Here is a 21,097-nt window from a genome sequence, read left to right as displayed (position 1 = left end):
ACCTAATCTAATACGAGATTACAAAAACAACCCATCAATCGGCGAAGAAGCCGAGGCAAAGCGTTTGCGGGGCATGCGTCCGGCCAGGAAGGCTTCGCGGCCGGCTTCGATGCCTTTTTTCATCGCCGAAGCCATCAATACAGGATTTTTCGCAGCGGCTATCGCGGTGTTCATCAACACACCGTCGCAGCCCAGTTCCATGGCGATGGCTGCATCGGAGGCGGTGCCGACGCCAGCATCGACCAAGATAGGTACCTTGGCGTTTTCGACGATGGTCAAAATGTTGTAGGGGTTGCGGATGCCCAAACCGGAACCTATCGGCGCAGCCAGCGGCATCACGGCCACGCAGCCGATCTCTTCCAGTCGTTTGGCGGCGATAGGGTCGTCGTTGGTGTAAACCATCACATCAAAGCCTTCCTTGACCAGCAATTCGGCGGCGACATAAGTTTCGGCAACGTCCGGAAACAAGGTCAGTTGATCAGCCAATACTTCCAGTTTGACCAGTTTGTGGCCGCCCAACAATTCGCGCGCCAAGCGGCAGGTGCGTACCGCATCGTCTGCGGTGTAGCAGCCGGCGGTGTTGGGAAGGATGGTGTATTTGTCCGGCGAAATCACGTCCAGCAAGCTGGGTTCGCCGGGGTTCTGGCCGATGTTGGTGCGGCGAATCGCGACAGTGATAATCTCGGCGCCGCTGGCTTCGGTGGCCAGGCGGGTTTCTTCCAGGTCCTTGTATTTGCCGCTACCGACCAACAAACGCGAGCGGTATTGTTTGCCGGCCAGCGTGAAATAATCGTCTTCGCCGCCGCCGATAGCCTGTACGATTTCCAATCTATCGTCAGCTTGCAAGCGTTGGCTGGCGTGCTGGGTAAACGGCAAAATTTCCTTGTTCAATTCCACGGCGATGCGTTTGCCGGTCAAGCCCAAATCAGCAATTACGTCGGCAACGGTGGCGTTTTCGCCATACTCGCGATGATCGCCATTGACCTGTATTTTCATGCGTTAAACCTTGTGTGTTTTGGCGGCACGGCGGCGTTCCACGGCGCCGGCCAGATGATGTAACAATTCGGCGCTATCGTCCCAACCCAGGCAGGCGTCGGTGATGCTTTGGCCGTAAGTCAGCGGTTTACCTTCTTCGACATCCTGACGGCCGCCCACCAAGTGGCTCTCCACCATTGCGCCGATGATGCGGTTGTCGCCGCCGCGAATTTGGCTGGCCACATCCTCGGACACCAACATTTGCCGCTGGTATTTTTTCAGGCTGTTGGCGTGACTGAAATCAATCATGATGTTTGGGCGTAACCCGGCTTTCTCCAGACCTTCGGCGACTTGATCGACGCTGACTTCGTCATAGTTCGGCCGGCTGTTGCCGCCGCGCAGAATGATGTGGGCATCTTCGTTGCCGCGCGTCGAGAAAATCGCCGAGCGGCCTTCTTTGGTGAGCGACAAGAAATGATGCGGACTCATTGCCGCATTGATCGCGTCAATCGCAATTTGTATCCCGCCATCAGTGGCGTTTTTGAAGCCGACCGGACAAGACAAGCCGGATGCCAACTCGCGATGCACCTGGCTTTCAGTAGTTCTGGCACCGATGGCGCCCCAGGAAATCAAGTCCGAGACGTATTGCGGTGTGATCAAGTCCAGATACTCGGTGGCGGCCGGCACACCAAGATTATTCACATCCAACAATACTTGACGGGCCATCCGTAGGCCTTTGTTGATGTTGAAGCTGGAGTTTAAATCCGGATCGTTGATCAAGCCTTTCCAACCTACCGTGGTTCGCGGCTTTTCGAAGTAAACCCGCATCACGATCACCAGGTCGTCTTTCAACTCGTCCATGATCAGTTTCAAGCGCCCTGCATATTCCACTGCCGCTGCCGGATCGTGGATGGAGCAAGGACCGATAATCACCAACAATCTGTCGTCGGCACCGGTCAGAATGTTGTGAATCGCTGCCCTGGCATGCAGAATGGTGGCTGCGGCTTGCTCGGTCATCGGGATTTCTTCGTGAACCTGAATCGGCGCCACCACGTCCTTGGTTTCACAAATTCTTAAATCATCGGTGTTATAGTTAGTTGGCATGACACTCAGCAATACGCTTTCAGTAGAGGAATTAATTGGCTATTTTAACCGTTTTGCCTGTCGGTGTTACAAACTAATGCCGAAACCGACTTGAGAAAATACGGACATGACAGACGACAGACCCATTAAACGCTGCTTGACGGTGTGCCTGGCGCAATCGTTCGAATTCGCGCAATTGCGGGAAAAACTGCTGGATACTACCCGCGCCCAGCTGTTTAGAAACGCTCTGGTGGTGGATTACAAAACCGGCTGCGCGATTGTGTTTGCTTATGGCGTGATGGTCTGCTGGAACCTGAATCTCGACGACCGCCGCGCCTTGCAGGACTTATTGCTGGATTATGCAATCAAACCCGATGCCGAACCGCAGGAAGATAACTTCAGCTATGAAATAGGTTGCGAGCAGGACCGGATTCAGCACGATCATATCGAATTGCAATCTGCCGACTTCAAAGTGCTGTTGGCTCTTTCGCACGCGATGGCGCAATCGATCAAATTAGCGGCGTTCGAAGGCCACGCCATCGACACCATCCGCGCCACCAGCCATTTGCCGCAGTCGCTGGCGCGGGAAGGCAAAATCAAGCTCAATCGCAAAACCATGGCGATGATCCGCGGCCAGTTGTTTCTTACCAAGAGCGACATCATCCTTAATTACGATCTGCTGGATACACCGGAATTTTTTTGGGAACATCCCGAATACCAGCATATTTATTCAATGGCGGCCAATTATCTGGAAATTCAGCAACGCACCGACGTATTGTCAAAAAAGCTTGAGACGATACACGAGCTGCTGGAAATGCTGGCAGATGAACAAAAACACCAGCATTCCTCGGCCTTGGAGTGGATTATTATCTGGCTGATTGCCGTGGAAATCGTGATGTCGATTTTGGACAAGCTTTTTTAGTTAGCCCAACTCTCAGCGGCCCAATTCGGCACCGGGTTTGCAGCAAGCTAACGCTTGCCCAGGAAAATCAAGGGTTGACGGTATCGACCGGCTGCCGCGATAATCGGTCCAGAGATTGAACTCGCTCACAAAAATATTGGTATCCCCTGCGCCTCCACTTAGTCTTGCTGCTAAGGATAAGAAGTCGCATCACTAAATTTACTTTAAGGACAAACCATGAAAATACTATCTGCCCTATTAGCGACGTTTTTTTATTCGGCTAACGCGACTGCGGCTCTTGAATTTACTTTTTCAGGCGATTTCGTCAATTTCAGCACCGGCAATTTTTCAGGACAAGTAACGGTCGATGCTTTGTCACCGAGCTCCAGCGACGTTTTTCCGGCGTCAGGCAGCGAATCCGCCAGTTTACGTTTGGGCTACTCGCTAAGCGCTCCGCTTTCCATATTAGCTAATGGACAAGCGTTGGCGATCGATAACGACCACGCTGTGCTAAATATCGTCGACAACGCCACCGTCAGCGAAGCTCAGATAAACAGTCAGGGGTTTACCAGTACCCAAGTAATGCCGGGCACTTATGACATCCTGACCCTTCATATGGAATCGGCTAGCAACCAATACGATGACAGTGGCCTGTTGGTATCCGGTGCGGAATTTTCGGTGACAGGTTTTTTTGATCAGCTATTACTGGGCGGGGTAGACCTTGATCCGACTAAACTGCCCAGCCTGTTTGGCTTAGCATTTGCCGATAATTTGAAGTTTTTGGTTTTTGAAGTTAACCGAAAATTAGGCGACAGCGAAGATTTTCGTGGCGCTGGTGTCATTACCGCCAGTGACATTGTCGACACTCACGTGTTTACCCCTGTGCCGCTACCCGGCGCGGCGTGGTTATTTGCAAGCGTTATCGCCGGATTAGGTTTGCGGATGCGCAAACACGCTTAATTGCCTGATATCAGGATGAGTCAGTGCCTGGATCAAGCGTTGCCAGGCTGACTCGTCCTTCGGTAAGCCGAAACGCACACTGGCCGGCTCCTGAAACAAGCGGGTCAGAATACCCTGCCCAGCCAATAGATCGCGCAGCTTAGCTGCCTGCTCGCACTTCACCCATTGAAATAAATCGCATCCACCGCTGGGCGGCCAGCCGCTGTCGGTCAATAGCTGCTGTAGTCGTTGCCCCTGCTTCGCTAACGATGCAGCGGCGGCGGATTGCCAGCTTCGATCAGCCAAGGCCAGTGCCGCGACATAACGGCCTGGATGGCTGATAGCCCAGGGCCCAAGCCGCTCAGCAAGTTTCGCCAATAAGTCCGACTGGGTAATCACGAAGCCGCAACGAATGCCGGCCAAACCAAAAAACTTACCGACAGACCGTAATATAATCAAACCCGGCCGCACAGGTAGTGGTGCCAGACTGTATTCGGCGGGCAAACTATCGATAAACGCTTCGTCGACTAGTAGCCAGCCGCCACGCCGGCTAAGACTTTCATGCCAATTCAATAGCTGTTGCCGGTTCCATAGCCGGCCACTGGGATTATTGGGATTGACCAAAATCAACACATCTAACTCATCCAGCCGTTCGTCAATTGCCTCCGCTTCGACTCTGACAACTTGATGCTCCGCTTTTTGCCAACTGCCGGCATGCTCGGCATAGGCAGGATGCAGTACGCCAACCCGCGATTTCGGCCGTAACAAAGGTAATGATTGAATCGCCGCTTGCGAGCCGGCTACCGGCAGCAAAGAGTCGTTCTGATAGTAAGCGCGTGCCGCGGCTAATAACTCGTCATCGTCTTCCGGCAAGCGTTGCCAGCATGCGGCGGGAATCGCAGGCGCCGGCCAGCCGTTGGGATTGATGCCGGTGGACAAATCCAGCCAGTCGGCCAAAGGAATGTCGTATTGGCTTGCGGCTCGCCGCAAGCGTCCGCCATGTTCAAGCAAGGGCGTCTCCCGCGCCGATGACGATTAACCACAACAGCAGAGTTCGGTACATCAGCTTGCAGGCGCGCTTAATATCGCCGTTTTCCGGTAGTTGTGGGCCGCCAAACCAGGGTTTTTGTTTCAGTTGTCCGTGATAACAAGCCGGCCCGCCCAGCTGCAACTGCAGTGCGCCGCCGCCAGCTGTCATCACCGGTCCGGCGTTAGGGCTGTCCAGTAGATGGGCTTGCGTCCGCCAGGACTTGATAGCCTGTGTGGTGTTGCCGAGCAGGGCATAGCTCAAGGCCGTCAAGCGTGCCGGCAACCAATTCAGCAGGTCGTCGAAGCGCGCGGCGGCCCAGCCGAAATATAAATAGCGTTGATTTTTATAGCCCCACATGGCGTCCAGGGTATTGCTGAAGCGGTAGAGCAAGGCGCCGAACGGCCCCAATACGACGAACCAGAACAAGGGCGCAAACACCGCGTCGGCACCGTTTTCCAGCACCGATTCGATAGTTGCACGGCGTACGTCGGCCTCGGTCATCGCTTCGGTCTGACGGCTCACAATTTTACCCACCTGTTGCCGCGCTAACGGTAAATCGCTATCCGATAAGGCGGAATGAACGGCCAGCGCATGTTGCTGCAAGCTACGGGCTGCGATGCAAAAATACAAAACCAGTACATCGATTGTAGTTTGCAGCGGTGGCCAACTCGGTACAAGCCGCAACCAGAGCAGGCAGGGAATTAAGACTATTGCCACCGCCAAAAAGCCGCTGACTCGTTGACGAAAAACCGATTGCTCGTTGTTTAACAGCCGCATTTCTATAGCGCTAGCCCATTTGCCGAACATCACTAGCGGGTGATAAGTATTGCGCGGCTCGCCCAGCCAAAAATCGATGGCTACAGCCAGCAAAATGCTGAGGGTGAGAATCATGATTTACGTTGGATAAACAGGTATTGCAAATCTGGGAGAGCGGAAGGGCATGCTTGCCGACATAGTCCTGACCAGCGCGGCGATGAGAATCACCGCGCTGGATTCTGGAATGCTGTTAGAGGGCTTCGCGAGTGGCTTTGGCAGCCAGTAAGGATTTTACGACAGTTACCAAGCCAAAAATGACCACGCCATAGATCAAGGTATTCGTCAGGTAAGGCGGGTAATACATGGCAACGCGCTCAATATATTGTGTGAATGAGCCGTTGGGATAGCGTCCGGATAGCCAGTAAAAGCTGCCGTTGGAAAACAGAAACGCGATGGATGTAGCCGCTACTAGAGCCATCAGGCGTTGCGCGGCGGTGGCTATCGACAACCCAGTGAATTGTCGGCACCATTTGCCACCCAACCACATCGCGCCGTAAGAGCCGACCAGAAATACGTAGGCTTTGGAGACGCAAAAATCGCTGACACCAAGTTTAGTGATCGCCAAGTAATCAATCAGCACCGCTTCCGCCAGCAGTAAGGCGAACAAATAGCGTCCGCCCAGCCATAAGCCGGCGAAAAAAAACACCGCCAGCGAAGCGTCCGGCAACGCAAACGGCGTACCGAAATGGTGAAAGCGGGTGGCGGCCATCAGGGCCATCAACGCGACCGCGCCGGGTTTAACAGCCAAGGTTTGATTCAAACTCATAGGGTTCTCCAAAAAAGGTTTAGTAATTGTAATGGATAGAAAAATAGAAATTTCTACCGAAGCTGTTATAGGTGTTAACCGTTTGATAGCGTTTGTCGAACATATTATTCAGTTTGGCGCTTAACATCCAATTTTTGTCGATGCGATAAGCGGTACGCAGATCGGCGGTCATAAAGCTGCCCAGACGGACCCGGTTCGCGGCGTCGTCGAATCGTTCGCCCTGAGCCAACACGGAGGCACCAATATCAATGTCACCGAACGAGCGCGAGACATCATAGGACAAGCTTTCCGTCACTCGACGCGGCAGACGCAAATTGGTCTGCCTGTCCTTCGGTGTCATCAGGTTAATGCTTAGTTTGTTGTTCCAGCCGAGAATTTGCGTGGACACTTCGGCTTCTATGCCATCTATCTGCGCCTTGCCGATATTTCTGGCGGTGGACGGCGTGCCGCTAAATACAATCAAATCCTCGATATTGGTGTGATAAGCGCGCAGTTCCCAGTTGGCCCAATCGTGATGGCCGGCAAAACCGGCTTCGAAGCTGGTGGACTTTTCCGGACGCAAGCCGGGGTTGCCGAAGCCTGGGAAGTATAACTGGTTAAAGGTCGGCGCCTTAAACGCATTGCCGAAACTGGCAAAAGCGCTGAGACCGTAATCCCAATTAAACCGCCAGCCGAAATTGCCGGTGACACTATCGCCGAAAGCCTGGTTTTCGTCCCACCGCAAGGAAGCGTTCAAAAAATGCTTGTCGAAAATCCGGCTGTGCAAATCAGCGAACACTCCGACATCGTAACGCGAGGTTTCGACATAGCGTGTGGTGCTGTCGACTTCGTCGAAGCGGTAATCGGCACCCACTGTCAACTGGTGATCCTTATGCAAGGCCAGTTCGTTCAGCCAACTGGCGTTCCAGCGTGTGGTGTTGAAACGACTGGTAAACCGACCGTTATGCCGAAACTGATCGGCATCGTCCATGCTTTGTCCCACCCGCAAAGTGGATTTCCACCTATCGCTGAAATTTGCGCTGGCTGTGGCTCCCAGCGTCTGATTGACAAACTCAGTGGTGCTACTGATGGAATTGTCGATCTCGGTTTCGCCTTCGGCTCGCAGGAAAAATGCTTCCAGTTCCGCGCCGTTGTCGAAGCGGTAACCGGCTTTGGCATTCAGACTGGTGTTGTTATAGCCGTCGCGGTCCGGATTATAGCCGCTCGCGACGCTGACACCGCTCAGCGCATTGATGCCCTGGCTACCGAGTTGAGCGGCGCTCAAGCTATACCAAGCCTTGCCCCATTTACCGTTGACGGCCGCCGAGCCGTTATAGGTGTCGTATGAGCCGCCGCCGGCTTCCAGCGCAATGTTCGGCCGTTCACTGGTGCCGCCCTTGCGAGTAAATATCTGAATCACCCCGCCGATCGCTTCCGAGCCATACAGGCTGGACTGCGGGCCTCGAGTGATTTCCACACGTTCGATTTGATCGATAGGAATAAACTGAAATGCGCTGGTGCCGGTGGTCACCGAGCCGGCCTTGATGCCGTCGATTAAAACCAGTACATGATCGGAGTTAGTGCCGCGCAGATAGACATTGGTATCCTTGCCGTAACCGCCGCTTTGCACCATATCAACGCCCGGCGTGCCTTTTAGTAACTCAGGAAGGGTTCTAACCTGAAGTTTCTCGATGTCCTGGCGATTATAAACCGTCATCGCCGTGGCTAATTCGTTCTGTCTAGTCTCGGTTCGGGTAGCCGTCACGACTGTTTCGGCAAGGTTGATAGCCTCATCGCCGGTTGCCGCCCACACGGTAAAAGGCGTACTCGCCAGCAATAAAGATCTGTATAGAATTGTTTGCATATTGTCCTCTGCGCCCGCCGCGCATCCGGGTGAAAAAGGACAGAGGAAAAACGGAAAACGAAAAAGACGGAGGCAGGCTAGGCATGGACTCAGACCATTCCGTCAACAGCCCTCCGCTGTCTCGAATGATCTTCCGGGCCAGTCTCCGGGCTTATAAGTGGCTTGACGCCTGATCTGCGACCTTCCCATGCAAAGCGCACAGTGGCAAAAACGCAGCTCTTTACTTATCTACCGTTGCGGGGGCAGCGCCGGCATGAGCGGATAAAACCGCCGCACCGACTTCCTGTTTAAGCTTGGCCGAGAAAGCGGCGCAAACACCTGAAAGAAGCGTGCAATTTTAGGGAGTCGGGCATGATAAAGCAAGAGTGTCCGAGCGGGTCACCCACAATCGGCATTGCAAATACCCCTTTCCGTGCTATACATTGGTGCATTGATTAATGCTGTTAACTTAGACTTCAACAAATGCGGGCGGGATCATGGAAATTCAATCGAAATTGTTAGGCAACCAAGACATCAATCCGGACACTATCATCAATTTTCCGCGCGGCCTACCCGGTTTTGAAGATCAGACCCGCTTTAAATTATTTCATCAGGAAGGCAGCGAGATTGTCTATTGGCTGCAATCGGTCGATAACGCGGAGCTGACTTTTTCCGCGGCTCATCCGTCGCACTTCAACATCAATTATAACTTTACGGTAACCGACCCCGAAGAAGCGCTGCTGCAACTAGAGCCGGGCGACGAACTGGTGATATTAATTCTGCTGCACAAAGACAACGAGCAGGATAATGGCAAGCCGACCATTAAAGGCTCGATCAAATCGCCAATCTTAATCAACGCCAACAAACGCATCGGCATGCAAAAAGTATTGGTGGCAATCGAACAAAGCATCACCCTGACCGAGAAGGTCAGTGAGATAGATGTATCTGAAGCTTAAAAAATGCAAACATCCGCCGGCGATTGAGTTCGCCGGCGGATGTTTAAATCAGGCGGCCTGAACAGGAATGGAATGACTGGAATGGCTAATACGATTGTTGCCGTCGAAATACACCAAAGTCGGCTTGTAGTTCGTCAGTTCCTTCTCATCTAAGCTGGCGAACGCACAAACGATAATCAAATCGCCAGGGCACGCCAACCTTGCAGCTGCACCGTTAATCGAAAATACGCCGGAATCTTCTTCGGCGCGAATCGCATAGGTGGTAAAGCGTTGACCATTGTTAATATTGTAAATATGGATTTGCTCGTACTCCCTGATGCCGGAAAAATCCAAAATTTTACCGTCTATAGCACACGATCCTTCGTAATCCAGCTCGGAATGCGTTACCCGCGCACGGTGTAACTTAGCTTTAAGCATGTTTATGTTCATGGTAAACAAGGTCGAATACTAGGGCCGGCGATTATGCCTGAAATTGACTCTGCTATCAAATTTAAGCATTAGCTTTTAAAGGTAAAAACCAATGCAGTCAGTTGTTTATTGTAGAAAAATACAGGTTATCGATCAGGCGTGTAGTGCCCAGCTTGGCAGCAGCCAAAATCAGCAGATTAGCGTCGCAGGTGCTGGCCGGCAATAAATCCTTGCTACGGCAAATGCTGAAATAGTCGACGGCAAAACCGGCTTGCTGCAGATTTTGGCGCTGCCGTTCTGTCACGGCTGGATAATCGACATGTCCCGCTAAAATCTCGTCGCGTGCAGCGATCAAGGCTTGATAGAGCTTGGGCGCGTGCTGTCTTTGTTGGTCGGTCAGATAGCCGTTGCGGGAACTCATCGCCAAGCCATCGTCCTCCCTAACCGTTGCCACGCCCTGGACTGCAACGGGTATATTCAAATCGGCGACCATTTGCCGAATCAGCGTCAGTTGTTGAAAATCCTTCTCGCCCAACAACAACAGGTCGGGCTGGACCATGTTCAACAGCTTGCAAACAACCAAGGCTACGCCGTCAAAATGTCCGGGCCGGCTGGCCCCGCAATGCAGGGCCGACAAGCCGCTAACTGAAATGCCGGTTTGCGTGGCTTGCGGATACATTTCCGTCACCGACGGCAAGAATAGTAAATCGGCGTCGCTGGCTATCAGCTTTTCCTGATCCTGCTGCTCGGTGCGCGGGTAACTGGCAAAATCTTCGTTTGGCCCAAATTGGGTGGGATTGACGAAAATACTGACCACCGCTTTATCGGTCTGTTGCTTGGCCGTGCTAACCAGTTTGATATGCCCGGCATGCAGATTGCCCATGGTCGGCACGAAACCGACGCTTTGCCCGTTTTGCCGCCATTGGCGGATTACCTCTCGCAAGGCGGCGATGCTGGTGACTATTTGCATACGCTTAATAACTGTGTTCGGACGCTGGAAACTGCACGGATTTAACCGCTTGATGATACAGGCGTACCGCCTCTTCTATGCTGGAGGCGTCGGCCATAAAGTCTTTGGAAAAGCGTGGGCGCTTGCCGGTGCTGATATTCAACATATCGTACAGCACCAACACCTGGCCATCGCAATCAACACCAGCGCCGATGCCGATAGTCGGAATACTTAGGCGCTGACTTATTTCGGCGGCTAGCTGCGCTGGCACGCATTCCAGCACTAAAAGACCGGCGCCGGCTTGTTCGATTTTTTCCGCATCCGCCACAATTTGCCGGGCTTGCTGTTCTTCACGACCCTGCACTTTATAACCGCCTAAGCGATTTACGGATTGCGGTAACAGACCTAGATGGCCGCAGACCGGAATGCCTTGATCCACCAGAAAGCGAATGACGTCGAGCTTGGCGCCTTCCAGCTTGACCATTTGCGCGCCACCCAACTGCATCAAGCTTGCCGCATTCAGCAATGCCTGCTCCTGTGTAGCGTAACTGGCAAACGGCAAGTCGGTAACCACAAAAGCTCGCTTCCTGGCCATTGCCACGCTACGGCTGTGATACACCATATCGCTCAGTGTGACCGGCAAGGTGCTGCCGTGTCCTTGAATCACCATGCCCAACGAATCGCCGATCAGCAGTACGTCGATACCCGCTCTGTCCAACAGCGCGCTGAAGCTGGCATCGTAAGCCGTCAGACAACTGATTTTCTCGCCGGCTCGTTTCATTGCCGCCAGATCACTGATCGTCAGCGCCTTTAAGGCATCGGCATATAAGTTCATACTGTTATTTCCCGCAAGCCGTCGGGCGGACAAGCCGCTAAGAGTTGCGACAATGAATCCAGGCCCGGAATTTGCAAATCGCTGCTTGCCACATCGGCCAAGGGATACAACACAAATGCCCGCTTGGGCAGCTCCGGATGCGGCACAATCAAGTCCGGTTCGTTAATGCGCTGTTGTGCGTAAAGCAATACATCCAAATCCAGGGTTCTGGCTCCCCAACGCACGTTGCGCAGCCGGCCATGCTGGTTTTCGATTTTCTGTAATTGTCTGAGCAAAACCAAAGGTTCCAGCTCGGTCGAAATTCGCAGCACCGCATTCACGTAATCGGGCTGATCTTGCGGCCCAACCGGCAAGCTGCGGTACAAGGGCGAGAAGGCAATTTCGACCACACCCGGCAAGGCCGCGATTTCCTGTCTGGCCCGATTGACATGATCGACAGAGTCTTCGAGATTGCTGCCAAAGCCTACATAGGCCTCGACAGCTGACTTAGCTAGCGTCATTGCCGACGGGGGAGGGTTTGCCTCGAGAACGGTAACGGCCGGTTTTACGGTTACGGGGTTTACCGCCACCGGATTTTGGCGGCGCGGTCATTCTTTCCCGCTCCGCATCGTCGGCTTCCTGAAAACGTGTCCACCATTCGACCAGTTCCGGATCGGCGCCGCCGGTTTCCGCGCGTAGCCGCAAAAAGTCGTACGCTGCTCTGAATTTAGGCTGCTCCAGCAAACGATAAGGCCTTGGCCCAACCGTTCTGGAGAATTTGTTCTGCAAAAACCACACTTCGCGCATCGATTGGGTGATGTGGCGTGGTAGCGCGGTGACCTTGATTTGCCGGGTCAGCACTTCGTTGGCGGCGTTCTGATAGGCCAGTGTTTCGTTTTCGCCGTGGGCGATGCGTCTTTGCGCGGCTAATTGCAGCGGCTCCCACAACAGGGCGGCTAATAAAAAATAAGGTGTCAGCGTTTTGCCGTCGTTGAAGCGGGTGTCGGAGTTTTCCAAGGCCCGGATCAAGAACAAGCGCGGAAAATCGTGGTCTTCGCTGGCGAGGCAGCGGTCGGTTTCCGGAAACAAAATCGCAAACAAACCGTAATGTCTAAGCATCTCGAAGGATTGCAGACCGTAACCGGACAAAAACAATTTAATGACTTCATCGTAAAGACGCGCCGAGGGGATGCTCTTCAATAAATCGGCTTGGGCGTAAATCGGTTTTTCAGTATCCGGATGCAGCGTAAAACCCAGCTTCACGGCAAAACGGATGGCGCGCAGCATCCGCACCGGGTCTTCTCTATAGCGTACTTCCGGGTCGCCGATGAGACGCATGACCGCCGCCGCGTGATCCTGCATGCCGCCGGTATAATCCACCACGGAAAAATCGCGGATGTTGTAATACAGCGCATTGACAGTGAAATCTCGGCGCCAGACATCCTGTTCCAGTGTGCCGAACACGTTGTCGCGCAATAACCGGCCGTCTTCATGCACGACTTGCTGGTCGGATTCTTCCGTTTCCGAGCCGCGAAACGTCGCCACCTCGATAATTTCGCGGCCGAAAAAAACATGCGCCAGTCGAAAGCGCCGGCCAATAATTCGGCAATTACGAAATACTTGCTTGATTTGCTCCGGGCTGGCGTTAGTGGCCACGTCGAAATCCTTAGGCTCCCGCCCCAGCAGCAAATCCCTGACGCAGCCGCCCACCAAATAGGCCTCGTAATCGGCTTTTTTCAAGCGCTGCAGCACTTTCAGGGCGTTTTCGCTGATTTGTGCACGAGAAATGCAATGCTCTGATCGCGGATAAATCTTCACGGCACTCGACCCCGCCGATTCATTAACCGATTCGGCAATTTGCTCAACCGGTGAAAAGATTTTTTTGAAGAAACTAAAAATGACTTTATCCCTTAATTTAGAATGACGTGTGCCAGCTTTTTCGAGGCTTCGGGCGCGAACGTCCTAGCGGTCTTATCATAACACCTCGCCAGATTTAAGCTCAATCCAGCACATTCTTTTACATTCCCTTGGGTTAAATGTAGAATTTCGCCATTCGCCGAATATTTTGGTGTAATAACATAAAAATTGGCTGTACTTGTCGCCCTTAGGCCGGTGACGGGGAATTTATATCGGAGAGTGGAGCGTATGTTTAAAAAAATTTTACTGGGTTTTGTAGACCAGCCTGTATTTACTAGTCTATTCGTCGCCGATTTCGCATTATTGGTTTTCCATAGACCGCCCTTTTTATTTTCAATTGTCATGATGGGCGCGCTGGTGGCCATGAGCATGTACATGGGGCAAAAACTGGCGATTTTCGACAAATAATTGCGACAATCCGCTAGAGCAAGCACCCCAAAACCCGGCGTGGATTTACCGTCCCCACCGGGTTTTTTGCGTCGGCTGGCCGCTGCTGGTTACGATGCTTTCTTACTGTTGGCGATATGGTTTTTCGCCACGGCCATTGCTTTGCCTTTTAACGCCGGCCAGGCATTTGCCAGCGATCAGTTTTTTTATCCACTTTATCTGCTCGGCATCAGTTTTGTTTTCTACGGCTGGTTTTGGACCCACGGCGGCCAGACCTTGGGTTTGCGCGCCTGGAAAGTTAAAGTCAGCGCGCTGGATGGCCGGTCTCCCGGTTGGCGGCAAGCCGGCATCCGCTTCCTGGGCGGCTTATTATCCTGGGCTTGCTTGGGACTGGGATTTGTCTGGTGCCTATTCGATAAAAACGGCCAATGCTGGCACGATTACCTGTCAAAAACCCGGCTGGTTTTTCAGGAAGAAAAGCGCTGACGGCAAAAGCGGATATGCTATATTCGCCGCTCGATTAATCTCTCACCCGGGAGCATACAATGAAAACAATAACAATACTTTTATCCCTGTTTGCGGCATTCGGGGTCTCCACAGCCAGTGCCGAAATTAAGCTGCAAGACAATTCCAAACTGCTGGGCAAATGGCAGGTCACTCACGAAGCCCTGGCTCTCGACCGCGAAAAGAAGCCCTTGCACGTCACTTGGGAATTTCAAAAAGACGGTACCTTGATAACCACCGGTGAAGATGCGCGTAGCGGCATCGGGGAAATGACCATCCCAATCAAATATAGCGTGGCCGACGGCGTGATAAAAAAGCAAGTCACACCTGGCCGGGAAAAATACGAAGATTGCGCGGTGGTGGAAATGGACGAAAAAGATGCGATTTTGAAATGTAAGTTTCTTTATTTGTTCATGACACGCAAATAACCGCCGTCATAACGCTCCACGGAACGGAAGCAAGGGTTTTCCGTTCCGCAGAGAGGCCTATGCCGCCTAGCTGACCCGCTTAACCGCGATCAGCGCGCCTAAAAACACCAAAGCACTCGGCAACATTGCCATCAACATCGGATTCATGTCGTAAACCAAACCGACATGGCCGGCAATCTTGTCGAAAATGTTAAATGTCATCCCGATCACGATGCCCATCATGATCCGCGCGCCGGTGCTGGTGCCGCGACCGATGCCAATCACAAACGGCGCCGACACCATCAACATCACAAAGGTCACAAACGGGTTGATTAAACGGCTCCAAAATGCCAACTCGTAACTTTGCGACTTTTGATTGTTCTGTTTCAGGAAATCGATGTACATGAACAAATCGTAAAGCGACAGGTTGTCGGATTTAACGACGGCCACTTTCAACAAATCCGAGTCGATACTGGATTTCCAGTTTTGTTCTGCTTGAGTGCCGGCATAAATTTGCTGCCGATTGATTTCGGATTGTTTGACGCTTTCCAAGCGCCATTGTTTGTCGCCTAAAAACTGCGCATGTTCGGCCTGAGTGATGCGGTTGAGTTTATGCGCATCGTCGACATCGTAAATGCGTACATCGGCCAGCGAGCCATCGTCGAGAATTTTGCGGACGTTGATAAAGCTGTTGCCTTCTCTCAGCCACATCCCGTATTGTGAGCGCATTACCACGCCGTCGTGCAGCGCCGTGGTTTTCAGCACTTGCGCGGCGCGTTCGCAAGACGGCGCGACGAACTCGCCCACCAGTTCGGCAACACTTACCAACAGCAAGCCTGCCAGCATAATGGTTCTGATAATCCAGGCGATGGATAAACCGGCGCCGCGCATCGCCACAATCTCGCGGTTATTCGCCATCGAGCCCACGACGAACAAGCTACCCAGCAACGCCGCCGACGGTACCAATTCGTAAAATACCCGTGGCGAGGTTAAGGTCAAAAACCATAAAATCTGTTTCAAGCCGTAACCGCCTTGCCCCAAATCTTTTAACTCGTCGCTGAAGCTGAAAAGATTGAACAGCGTCAATAACAATATCACCGCAATTAAGGAGCCCTTGACGACTTCTTTGACGATGTAAATGGTCAATACGTTGATCATGACAGCTTCTCCTTAAGACTTTGCGACAACCATTGCCAGCCGTACAAACGCATCAACATTAACAAACCCAAGACCAGTAATAAGGCGTCCACCCAGAAATAGCCCAGCCAGGACGGCAGCGCCCCGCTGATTACCCAACTGTGATTGACCCTCTGCAAATTGCCGTAAACGAAATAAATCCCAAAAGCTACCAGCATACTGCCGTATATTCCGCCGCGCGGCGACAGCTTAGCTAAGGGCACTGCCAGAAAAGCCAATAAAATAACCCCTAACGGCGTGCTGAAACGATCCTGCAACTCGGCGACATCGCGCAGTTCCGGGGACAGCCATAAATTCTCGGTAGTAGTAGCCTCACGGCCCAAATTCAAAATGGTGACCTTTTTTTCGATCAGCACGGCATATTCTTTAAATGTCTCAATGGTGAAGTTCTTGTTACCCGGTACGCCTTGAATCCGTTCGCCATTTTCCAACACCAGATACAAGCCGCCGGGCAAGTTTTTCAACCAACCGTATTCGGCGTTTACCACGCCGGCTTTGTCGCCTTGTTTGTTTTGCACGAACACCTTGTGCATGCGGCCTTCGTCATCGACGTTTTCGGTGTAAAAAATCAACTCGCCGTCGCTGTACTCGCTGAAGCGGCCGGCAGCGATGCCGCGAATATCGGCATTTTGTTTATCCTGATGCATCAACTGCTCGGTTTTGGCCTCCGCCCACGGCGAAGCCAGCATCGATAGCGCCATACCCGCCAGACTTAATGGTATGACCAGCATGAATATCGCCCGATAAATGGTAAACACGCTGCCGCCGGCCGAGGAAATTGCCGCCATCTCCTGCTCGCGGTACATGCGGCCCAATACCATCAACACCGCCATAAACAGCGCGGCGGGCAGGAAGGTGGTCGTAGCGACGACGATTTTCAAACCCAATAAGGTCATCACCGTATCGTTGGCGATATTGCCTTCGATGGCCTGCGCCAATACCTTGATAAATTTGCGGCTGACGATGATCACCACCAACACGACCAACACGGCGGTGACGGTGTGAAACAGCTCCTTGATTATCATTTTATCCAGCACCGTCAATAGCCGGAAAGGCCGGCCCGCGCTGGGTAATCCTCGCTCAATGCTCAACAACTCACTCCTAATTTCTAAGGTATAATCGAACCACAGACCGCTGCATCCGGCGCAAACCCTCAATCCCAGATACTTACAGACTACTCTCATGGACTATTCTATAGAAAGCTCACCCTTAGACAAACTGCAAAGCGACTGTCTGCTGGTCGGAATCTACGAAAATCAACAACTCAGCCCGGCGGCAACCCAACTGGACAGCCAATTCGGCGGTTTGTTGAGCAAATTAATCGGCCGCGGCGACATCAGGGGCAAAAACGCCGAAACCCTAATGATCAATAACCTGCCCGACGGCAATATCGCCCGCATCGTGCTGCTCGGGTTTGGCGAGCGCGGCAAGGTCACGCGCAAGCAATACCGTAAAGCTTTGGCGGCTGCGATTAAAATCGTCAAGGACAGCAAAGTCAGCGCCGCCAGCTGCGCACTGCTGGATATAGACGTCAACGGTGCGGATAGCCAATGGAAAGCCCGCCAAGTGGTGGAAGTATTTAACGATGGCCTGTACCAATACAGCGCCACCAAAAAAGTCGACGACAAAAATCCGCTGCAAAAGCTGGCTGTAGTGGCCGACGATAGTCAACAAGCTTTGGCCGAATCGGGTCTGCAACAAGGCATCGCCATCGCCAGAGGCATGGAACTGGCTAAACACTTGGCCGACCTGCCCGGCAATATCTGTACGCCTACTCACCTGGCCGAACAAGCCCTGGCTCTGGCCGGCGAGCACGACAAACTCACCTGCGAGATTTTGGAAGAAAGCGACATGGAAGCCCTGGGCATGGGCTCCTTTCTGTCGGTATCGCGCGGCAGCCGCCAGCCTGCTAAATTGATTTGTCTGGATTACCAAGGCGGCGACAGCAACGCCAAACCCATTGTCTTGATCGGTAAGGGTCTAACTTTCGATGCCGGCGGCATTTCCTTGAAACCCGGCCTGGGCATGGACGAAATGAAATACGACATGTGCGGCGGCGCCAGCGTGTTGGGTCTGGTGCGCATGGCGACATTGTTGAATCTAAAACTAAACATCGTCGGCTTGATTCCTGCCTCGGAAAACCTGCCGGATGGCGCGGCCAACAAACCCGGCGACATCTGGACCAGCATGTCCGGCAAAACCATCGAAATCCTGAACACCGACGCTGAAGGCCGCTTGATTTTGTGCGACACGCTCACCTACGCAAAGAAATATAACCCGGATGTGGTCATTGATATGGCGACCTTGACCGGCGCCTGTATCGTCGCCTTGGGCCGGGTACCGAGCGGCTTGTTCGGCAACGACGACAAACTCTGCAACGATTTGCTGAGCGCCGGCGATGCCGCCTGCGACTTGGTGTGGCGCATGCCGATCTGGGAAGAATATCAGGAGCAACTAAAATCCAACTTCGCCGATCTGGCCAACATCGGCGGCCCGGACGGCGGCAGCATCACGGCAGCGGTATTTTTATCCAAATTTGCCGAAGAATACCGCTGGGCGCATATCGACATCGCCGGCACCGCTTGGCGCACCGGCGCCAACAAAGGCGCAACCGGCCGGCCGGTCCCGCTGGTAAGCCAGTATTTGCTAAACCGCGCCTCGGCTTAAGGCCGAGCGTAACAGAGGCTTTCGCGGTGATCCGGTGTCGCGAAAGTCCCTGCTACTTTCCGCAGGCTTAAAACGACATGACCGCCCCCAGTCATTCGCCATCCCTCCCCGAAGTCAGCTTCTACGTGCTGGCGACCCACGACCAGCAACAACGCCAGGATTTCGCCTGCAAGCTGATCGAGAAAATCTACCGCAGCGGCCATTTTCCCTATGTGCTGACCGACTCGGCGGAGCAAGCCGAGCAAATCGATAAAGCCTTGTGGACCTTCCGGGCCGGCAGTTTTATTCCGCACCAAACCTATCGCGGAGAAATCCCGGCATTTACCGGCACCATTCTGATAGGCGGCGAAAACATTCCCGAGGGCTGGCAGAAAATTGTCGTCAACCTATCCAGTTTGTACCCGCCGACCACCGCCCCGACCGAGCGTATCCTGGAAATATTGGACAACAGCGAAGCGTGCAAACAGGCCGGCCGCCAGCGTTACCGGCATTACCAGCAAGCCCAACTGGCGATTACTACCCACAAAATGTAGGGTGGTCACGTGGCGAACTAGAAAATGCAACGAGGACTTCTCCCCGGTTATCGCCAGCCAAAGCAAAGCTCAGAAAAGTGGAATCCCAATTTGTACAACGCATCCGCCCTCTCGCGCCATGAAAAGTAAAACGCTGATTGTTGCCGCCTTGCTTATAGCTGTCACCGCACTATTTCTCTATAGCCGCCGCCCGCAGCCGGTGGCAGTGGAGGCTTACACTGTGGCGGAAGGCGAGGTGCGGGCGACGGTAGCGAATACCCGGGTGGGTACGGTCAAAGCGTGTCGGCGGGCCTATCTGGCGCCGGCAACCGGCGGGCAAGTGGCGCAGTTGCGGGTTAAGGAGGGCGACAAAGTCAAGCAGGGTCAGGTGTTATTGGAGGTTTGGAACCAGGACTTAAAAGCCCAGGTTGAACTGCAAAAAGCCCAGATCAATGCCAGCCGAGCCAGCGCCGAACAAGCTTGCCAATTGGCCGGTGGCGCGGAGCGGGAAGCGGCCAGGATGACGCAATTGCAAAAACACAAAAACGTGGTGTCTGTGGAGCAAGTCGATAAATCAGTGACGGGCGGCAAATCGCAGCGCGCGGCGTGCCGGGCCGCGCTGCAAGCCATTGAGGTGGCAGAGGCGCAATTGGGCGTGGCGGAAGCGGCGGTGCTGCGTACCTTGGTGAAAGCGCCATTTGACGGCACGGTGGCGGAAGTGAATGCCGAATTGGGTGAATTTGTCACACCGTCGCCGCCGGGGATTCCAACCTTGCCGCCCATTGACTTGCTGGATGTCAGCTGTTTGACCGTTTCCGCGCCTATCGATGAAGTGGATGCTGCCAGCATCAAGACCGGCATGAGCGCCTGCGTGTCCTTGGATGCGTTTCCGGATAAACGCTGTTCCGGCATCGTCACCCGCGTCGCGCCCTACGTGTTGGAAAAGGAAAAACAGGCGCGCACGGTGGAAGTGGAAGTGACCTTGCACGATCCCAAAGATCTGGCGGAGCTGTTGCCGGGTTACAGCGCCGACATTGAAGTGTTGCTCAGTCAAAAAGAGCGCACGCTACGTTTGCCGGCCGAGGCGATTCTGGAGAATCATCGCGTATTGTTGATAGACGCAGACCATGTGTTGCATGAACAGAGCTTCCAGCCTGGTTTATCCAACTGGAGTTTTACGGAAGTACTGTCCGGGCTGAAAGCGGGCGACCAAGTAGTAACGTCAGTTGGCAAGGAAGGCGTGGCGGCCGGCGTAACTGTCAGTGTCAAGCCATGATTCAGCTCAGTGGCATTCGCCGGGTATTTCAGGTCGGCGAGCAGACCGTACAGGCTTTGAACGGGATAGACCTGTCTATCGGGCCCGGCGAATATGTGTCGGTGATGGGGCCGTCAGGATCGGGCAAATCGACGCTGTTAAACATTGTCGCGCTGCTTGATCAGCCCTCGGCCGGCCAATACTTATTAAACGGCACCGATGTCACCCGGCAAAGCGATGACGAGCTGGCGCGGATTCGCCGCGACAATATCGGCTTTGTGTTTCAGTTTTTTCATTTGATTCCCAGGCTCACCGCCTCAGAAAACATCGAAATGCCGATGATCCTGGCGGGCATCGATAGCAAACAGCGCAAGCAACGGGTGTTACAGGCATTGGCCTCGGTGAATTTATTGGAGCGTGCCGAGCACAAGCCCAATCAATTGTCCGGCGGGCAGTTGCAGCGCATTGCCATTGCCAGGGCGATGATCATGCAGCCCGGTATCCTGCTGGCCGATGAGCCGACCGGCAATCTGGACAGCCAATCCGGTCGGGACATCATCGAGCTGCTGGAGAATTTAAATCAGCAAGGTGTGACGTTAATCATCATCACTCACGATCAAAATATCGGCGGTAGAGCCAAGCGGCAGTTGCGCATTGTGGACGGCCGTTTGGCGGACGGCGCGGTTTAGTTTTTCATTTAGAGCGGTGCTAAAAAAGCTTGGCGGCGATAACTTTGTCGTTAGAGTTTTCCTGGTTGTGCGATACTGTCAACAGAGTTGACACGCCAGTAGG

At 53.4% G+C, this 21,097-nt stretch carries 23 protein-coding genes and 1 riboswitch; of the genes, 10 read left to right on the top strand and 13 right to left on the bottom strand.

The genetic code is table 11. The features are described from left to right. Positions 1-18: 18 nt before the first annotated feature. On the bottom strand, positions 19-996 hold the full coding sequence (gene thiS, locus ACMXD4_RS21765) for a sulfur carrier protein ThiS (protein ID WP_171697236.1): 978 nt from the start codon (positions 994-996) through the stop codon (positions 19-21). Positions 997-999: 3 nt separating this feature from the next. Next, complete coding sequence (aroG, locus tag ACMXD4_RS21760) at positions 1,000-2,079, bottom strand: 3-deoxy-7-phosphoheptulonate synthase AroG (protein ID WP_171697237.1); 1,080 nt, start codon at positions 2,077-2,079, stop codon at positions 1,000-1,002. A gap of 106 nt (positions 2,080-2,185) precedes the next feature. On the opposite strand from aroG, the gene ACMXD4_RS21755 reads away from it, so the two are divergent. Together ACMXD4_RS21755 and ACMXD4_RS21750 are read left to right on the top strand one after the other, a co-directional pair. Continuing rightward, positions 2,186-2,980 (top strand): RMD1 family protein, encoded by a 795-nt coding sequence (locus ACMXD4_RS21755; RefSeq protein ID WP_033156832.1) that lies wholly within the window; start codon positions 2,186-2,188, stop codon positions 2,978-2,980. 216 nt (positions 2,981-3,196) lie between these two features. Continuing rightward, positions 3,197-3,919 carry a hypothetical protein gene (locus ACMXD4_RS21750; RefSeq protein WP_415879347.1) on the top strand — a complete coding sequence of 241 codons (723 nt, stop codon included), beginning with the start codon at positions 3,197-3,199 and terminating at the stop codon, positions 3,917-3,919. Here the strand turns inward: ACMXD4_RS21750 and cobD are convergent. From cobD to ACMXD4_RS21730, 4 genes are all read right to left on the bottom strand, one after another. Beyond that, on the bottom strand, positions 3,890-4,909 hold the full coding sequence (cobD, locus tag ACMXD4_RS21745) for a threonine-phosphate decarboxylase CobD (protein ID WP_415879346.1): 1,020 nt from the start codon (positions 4,907-4,909) through the stop codon (positions 3,890-3,892). The two genes, ACMXD4_RS21750 and cobD, sit on opposite strands and share 30 nt — an antisense overlap. Further along, entirely contained in the window at positions 4,902-5,819 is a 918-nt protein-coding gene (gene cbiB, locus ACMXD4_RS21740) for an adenosylcobinamide-phosphate synthase CbiB (protein WP_319961622.1), read from the bottom strand. The genes cobD and cbiB overlap by 8 nt, the downstream gene beginning before the upstream one ends. Before the next feature lie 115 nt (positions 5,820-5,934). Then, complete coding sequence (locus ACMXD4_RS21735; protein ID WP_171697241.1) at positions 5,935-6,510, bottom strand: hypothetical protein; 576 nt, start codon at positions 6,508-6,510, stop codon at positions 5,935-5,937. A gap of 19 nt (positions 6,511-6,529) precedes the next feature. Further along, on the bottom strand, positions 6,530-8,353 hold the full coding sequence (locus ACMXD4_RS21730; protein ID WP_171697242.1) for a TonB-dependent receptor domain-containing protein: 1,824 nt from the start codon (positions 8,351-8,353) through the stop codon (positions 6,530-6,532). Between the two features lie 118 nt (positions 8,354-8,471). After that, positions 8,472-8,690, bottom strand: a riboswitch (cobalamin riboswitch). A 139-nt stretch (positions 8,691-8,829) separates the two neighbouring features. On the opposite strand from ACMXD4_RS21730, the gene fliW reads away from it, so the two are divergent. Continuing rightward, positions 8,830-9,288 (top strand): flagellar assembly protein FliW, encoded by a 459-nt coding sequence (gene fliW / locus ACMXD4_RS21725; RefSeq protein ID WP_033156828.1) that lies wholly within the window; start codon positions 8,830-8,832, stop codon positions 9,286-9,288. A gap of 48 nt (positions 9,289-9,336) precedes the next feature. On the opposite strand, the gene panD is transcribed toward fliW, so the two are convergent. The 5 genes from panD to pcnB all read right to left on the bottom strand — a co-directional run bounded on the left by panD (position 9,337) and on the right by pcnB (position 13,277). Continuing rightward, on the bottom strand, positions 9,337-9,717 hold the full coding sequence (panD, locus tag ACMXD4_RS21720) for an aspartate 1-decarboxylase (protein ID WP_033156827.1): 381 nt from the start codon (positions 9,715-9,717) through the stop codon (positions 9,337-9,339). A 97-nt stretch (positions 9,718-9,814) separates the two neighbouring features. After that, positions 9,815-10,666, bottom strand: coding sequence for a pantoate--beta-alanine ligase (gene panC / locus ACMXD4_RS21715; protein WP_171697243.1), 852 nt, complete (start codon positions 10,664-10,666; stop codon positions 9,815-9,817). A 4-nt stretch (positions 10,667-10,670) separates the two neighbouring features. Then, positions 10,671-11,480, bottom strand: coding sequence for a 3-methyl-2-oxobutanoate hydroxymethyltransferase (gene panB / locus ACMXD4_RS21710; RefSeq protein WP_171697244.1), 810 nt, complete (start codon positions 11,478-11,480; stop codon positions 10,671-10,673). Next, positions 11,477-11,980 (bottom strand): 2-amino-4-hydroxy-6-hydroxymethyldihydropteridine diphosphokinase, encoded by a 504-nt coding sequence (folK, locus tag ACMXD4_RS21705; protein WP_171697245.1) that lies wholly within the window; start codon positions 11,978-11,980, stop codon positions 11,477-11,479. The genes panB and folK overlap by 4 nt, the downstream gene beginning before the upstream one ends. Continuing rightward, entirely contained in the window at positions 11,967-13,277 is a 1,311-nt protein-coding gene (pcnB, locus tag ACMXD4_RS21700) for a polynucleotide adenylyltransferase PcnB (RefSeq protein WP_367650892.1), read from the bottom strand. Before pcnB ends, folK begins: the two co-directional genes overlap by 14 nt. A gap of 327 nt (positions 13,278-13,604) precedes the next feature. On the opposite strand from pcnB, the gene ACMXD4_RS21695 reads away from it, so the two are divergent. From ACMXD4_RS21695 to ACMXD4_RS21685, 3 genes are read left to right on the top strand one after another with little or no spacing between them, the layout of a single operon-like run. Beyond that, entirely contained in the window at positions 13,605-13,784 is a 180-nt protein-coding gene (locus ACMXD4_RS21695; protein WP_171697246.1) for a hypothetical protein, read from the top strand. 39 nt (positions 13,785-13,823) lie between these two features. Beyond that, the gene (locus tag ACMXD4_RS21690; protein ID WP_415879345.1) at positions 13,824-14,249 is read left to right on the top strand and encodes an RDD family protein; all 426 of its coding nucleotides are present in this window, start codon (positions 13,824-13,826) and stop codon (positions 14,247-14,249) included. 59 nt (positions 14,250-14,308) lie between these two features. Further along, entirely contained in the window at positions 14,309-14,695 is a 387-nt protein-coding gene (locus ACMXD4_RS21685) for a hypothetical protein (protein WP_415879344.1), read from the top strand. A gap of 66 nt (positions 14,696-14,761) precedes the next feature. On the opposite strand, the gene lptG is transcribed toward ACMXD4_RS21685, so the two are convergent. Together lptG and lptF are read right to left on the bottom strand one after the other, a co-directional pair. Then, positions 14,762-15,829, bottom strand: coding sequence for an LPS export ABC transporter permease LptG (gene lptG / locus ACMXD4_RS21680; RefSeq protein ID WP_415880856.1), 1,068 nt, complete (start codon positions 15,827-15,829; stop codon positions 14,762-14,764). After that, positions 15,829-16,962: an LPS export ABC transporter permease LptF gene (lptF, locus tag ACMXD4_RS21675; RefSeq protein WP_033156820.1), complete on the bottom strand. Its 1,134-nt coding sequence runs from the start codon at positions 16,960-16,962 to the stop codon at positions 15,829-15,831. Before lptF ends, lptG begins: the two co-directional genes overlap by 1 nt. A gap of 91 nt (positions 16,963-17,053) precedes the next feature. Between lptF and ACMXD4_RS21670 the strand changes: the two genes are divergently transcribed. From ACMXD4_RS21670 to ACMXD4_RS21655, 4 genes are all read left to right on the top strand, one after another. After that, positions 17,054-18,538: a leucyl aminopeptidase gene (locus ACMXD4_RS21670; protein ID WP_415879343.1), complete on the top strand. Its 1,485-nt coding sequence runs from the start codon at positions 17,054-17,056 to the stop codon at positions 18,536-18,538. Positions 18,539-18,615: 77 nt separating this feature from the next. After that, entirely contained in the window at positions 18,616-19,071 is a 456-nt protein-coding gene (locus ACMXD4_RS21665; RefSeq protein ID WP_415879342.1) for a DNA polymerase III subunit chi, read from the top strand. Between the two features lie 118 nt (positions 19,072-19,189). Further along, positions 19,190-20,326 (top strand): efflux RND transporter periplasmic adaptor subunit, encoded by a 1,137-nt coding sequence (locus tag ACMXD4_RS21660; protein WP_415879341.1) that lies wholly within the window; start codon positions 19,190-19,192, stop codon positions 20,324-20,326. After that, positions 20,323-20,994, top strand: coding sequence for an ABC transporter ATP-binding protein (locus ACMXD4_RS21655; protein WP_415879340.1), 672 nt, complete (start codon positions 20,323-20,325; stop codon positions 20,992-20,994). The genes ACMXD4_RS21660 and ACMXD4_RS21655 overlap by 4 nt, the downstream gene beginning before the upstream one ends. Positions 20,995-21,097: the final 103 nt, after the last annotated feature.

This window comes from Methylomonas sp. TEB (assembly GCF_047777895.1).
In the GTDB taxonomy this organism is placed as follows: domain Bacteria; phylum Pseudomonadota; class Gammaproteobacteria; order Methylococcales; family Methylomonadaceae; genus Methylomonas.
This window is presented reverse-complemented; position numbering and strand designations above follow the sequence as displayed.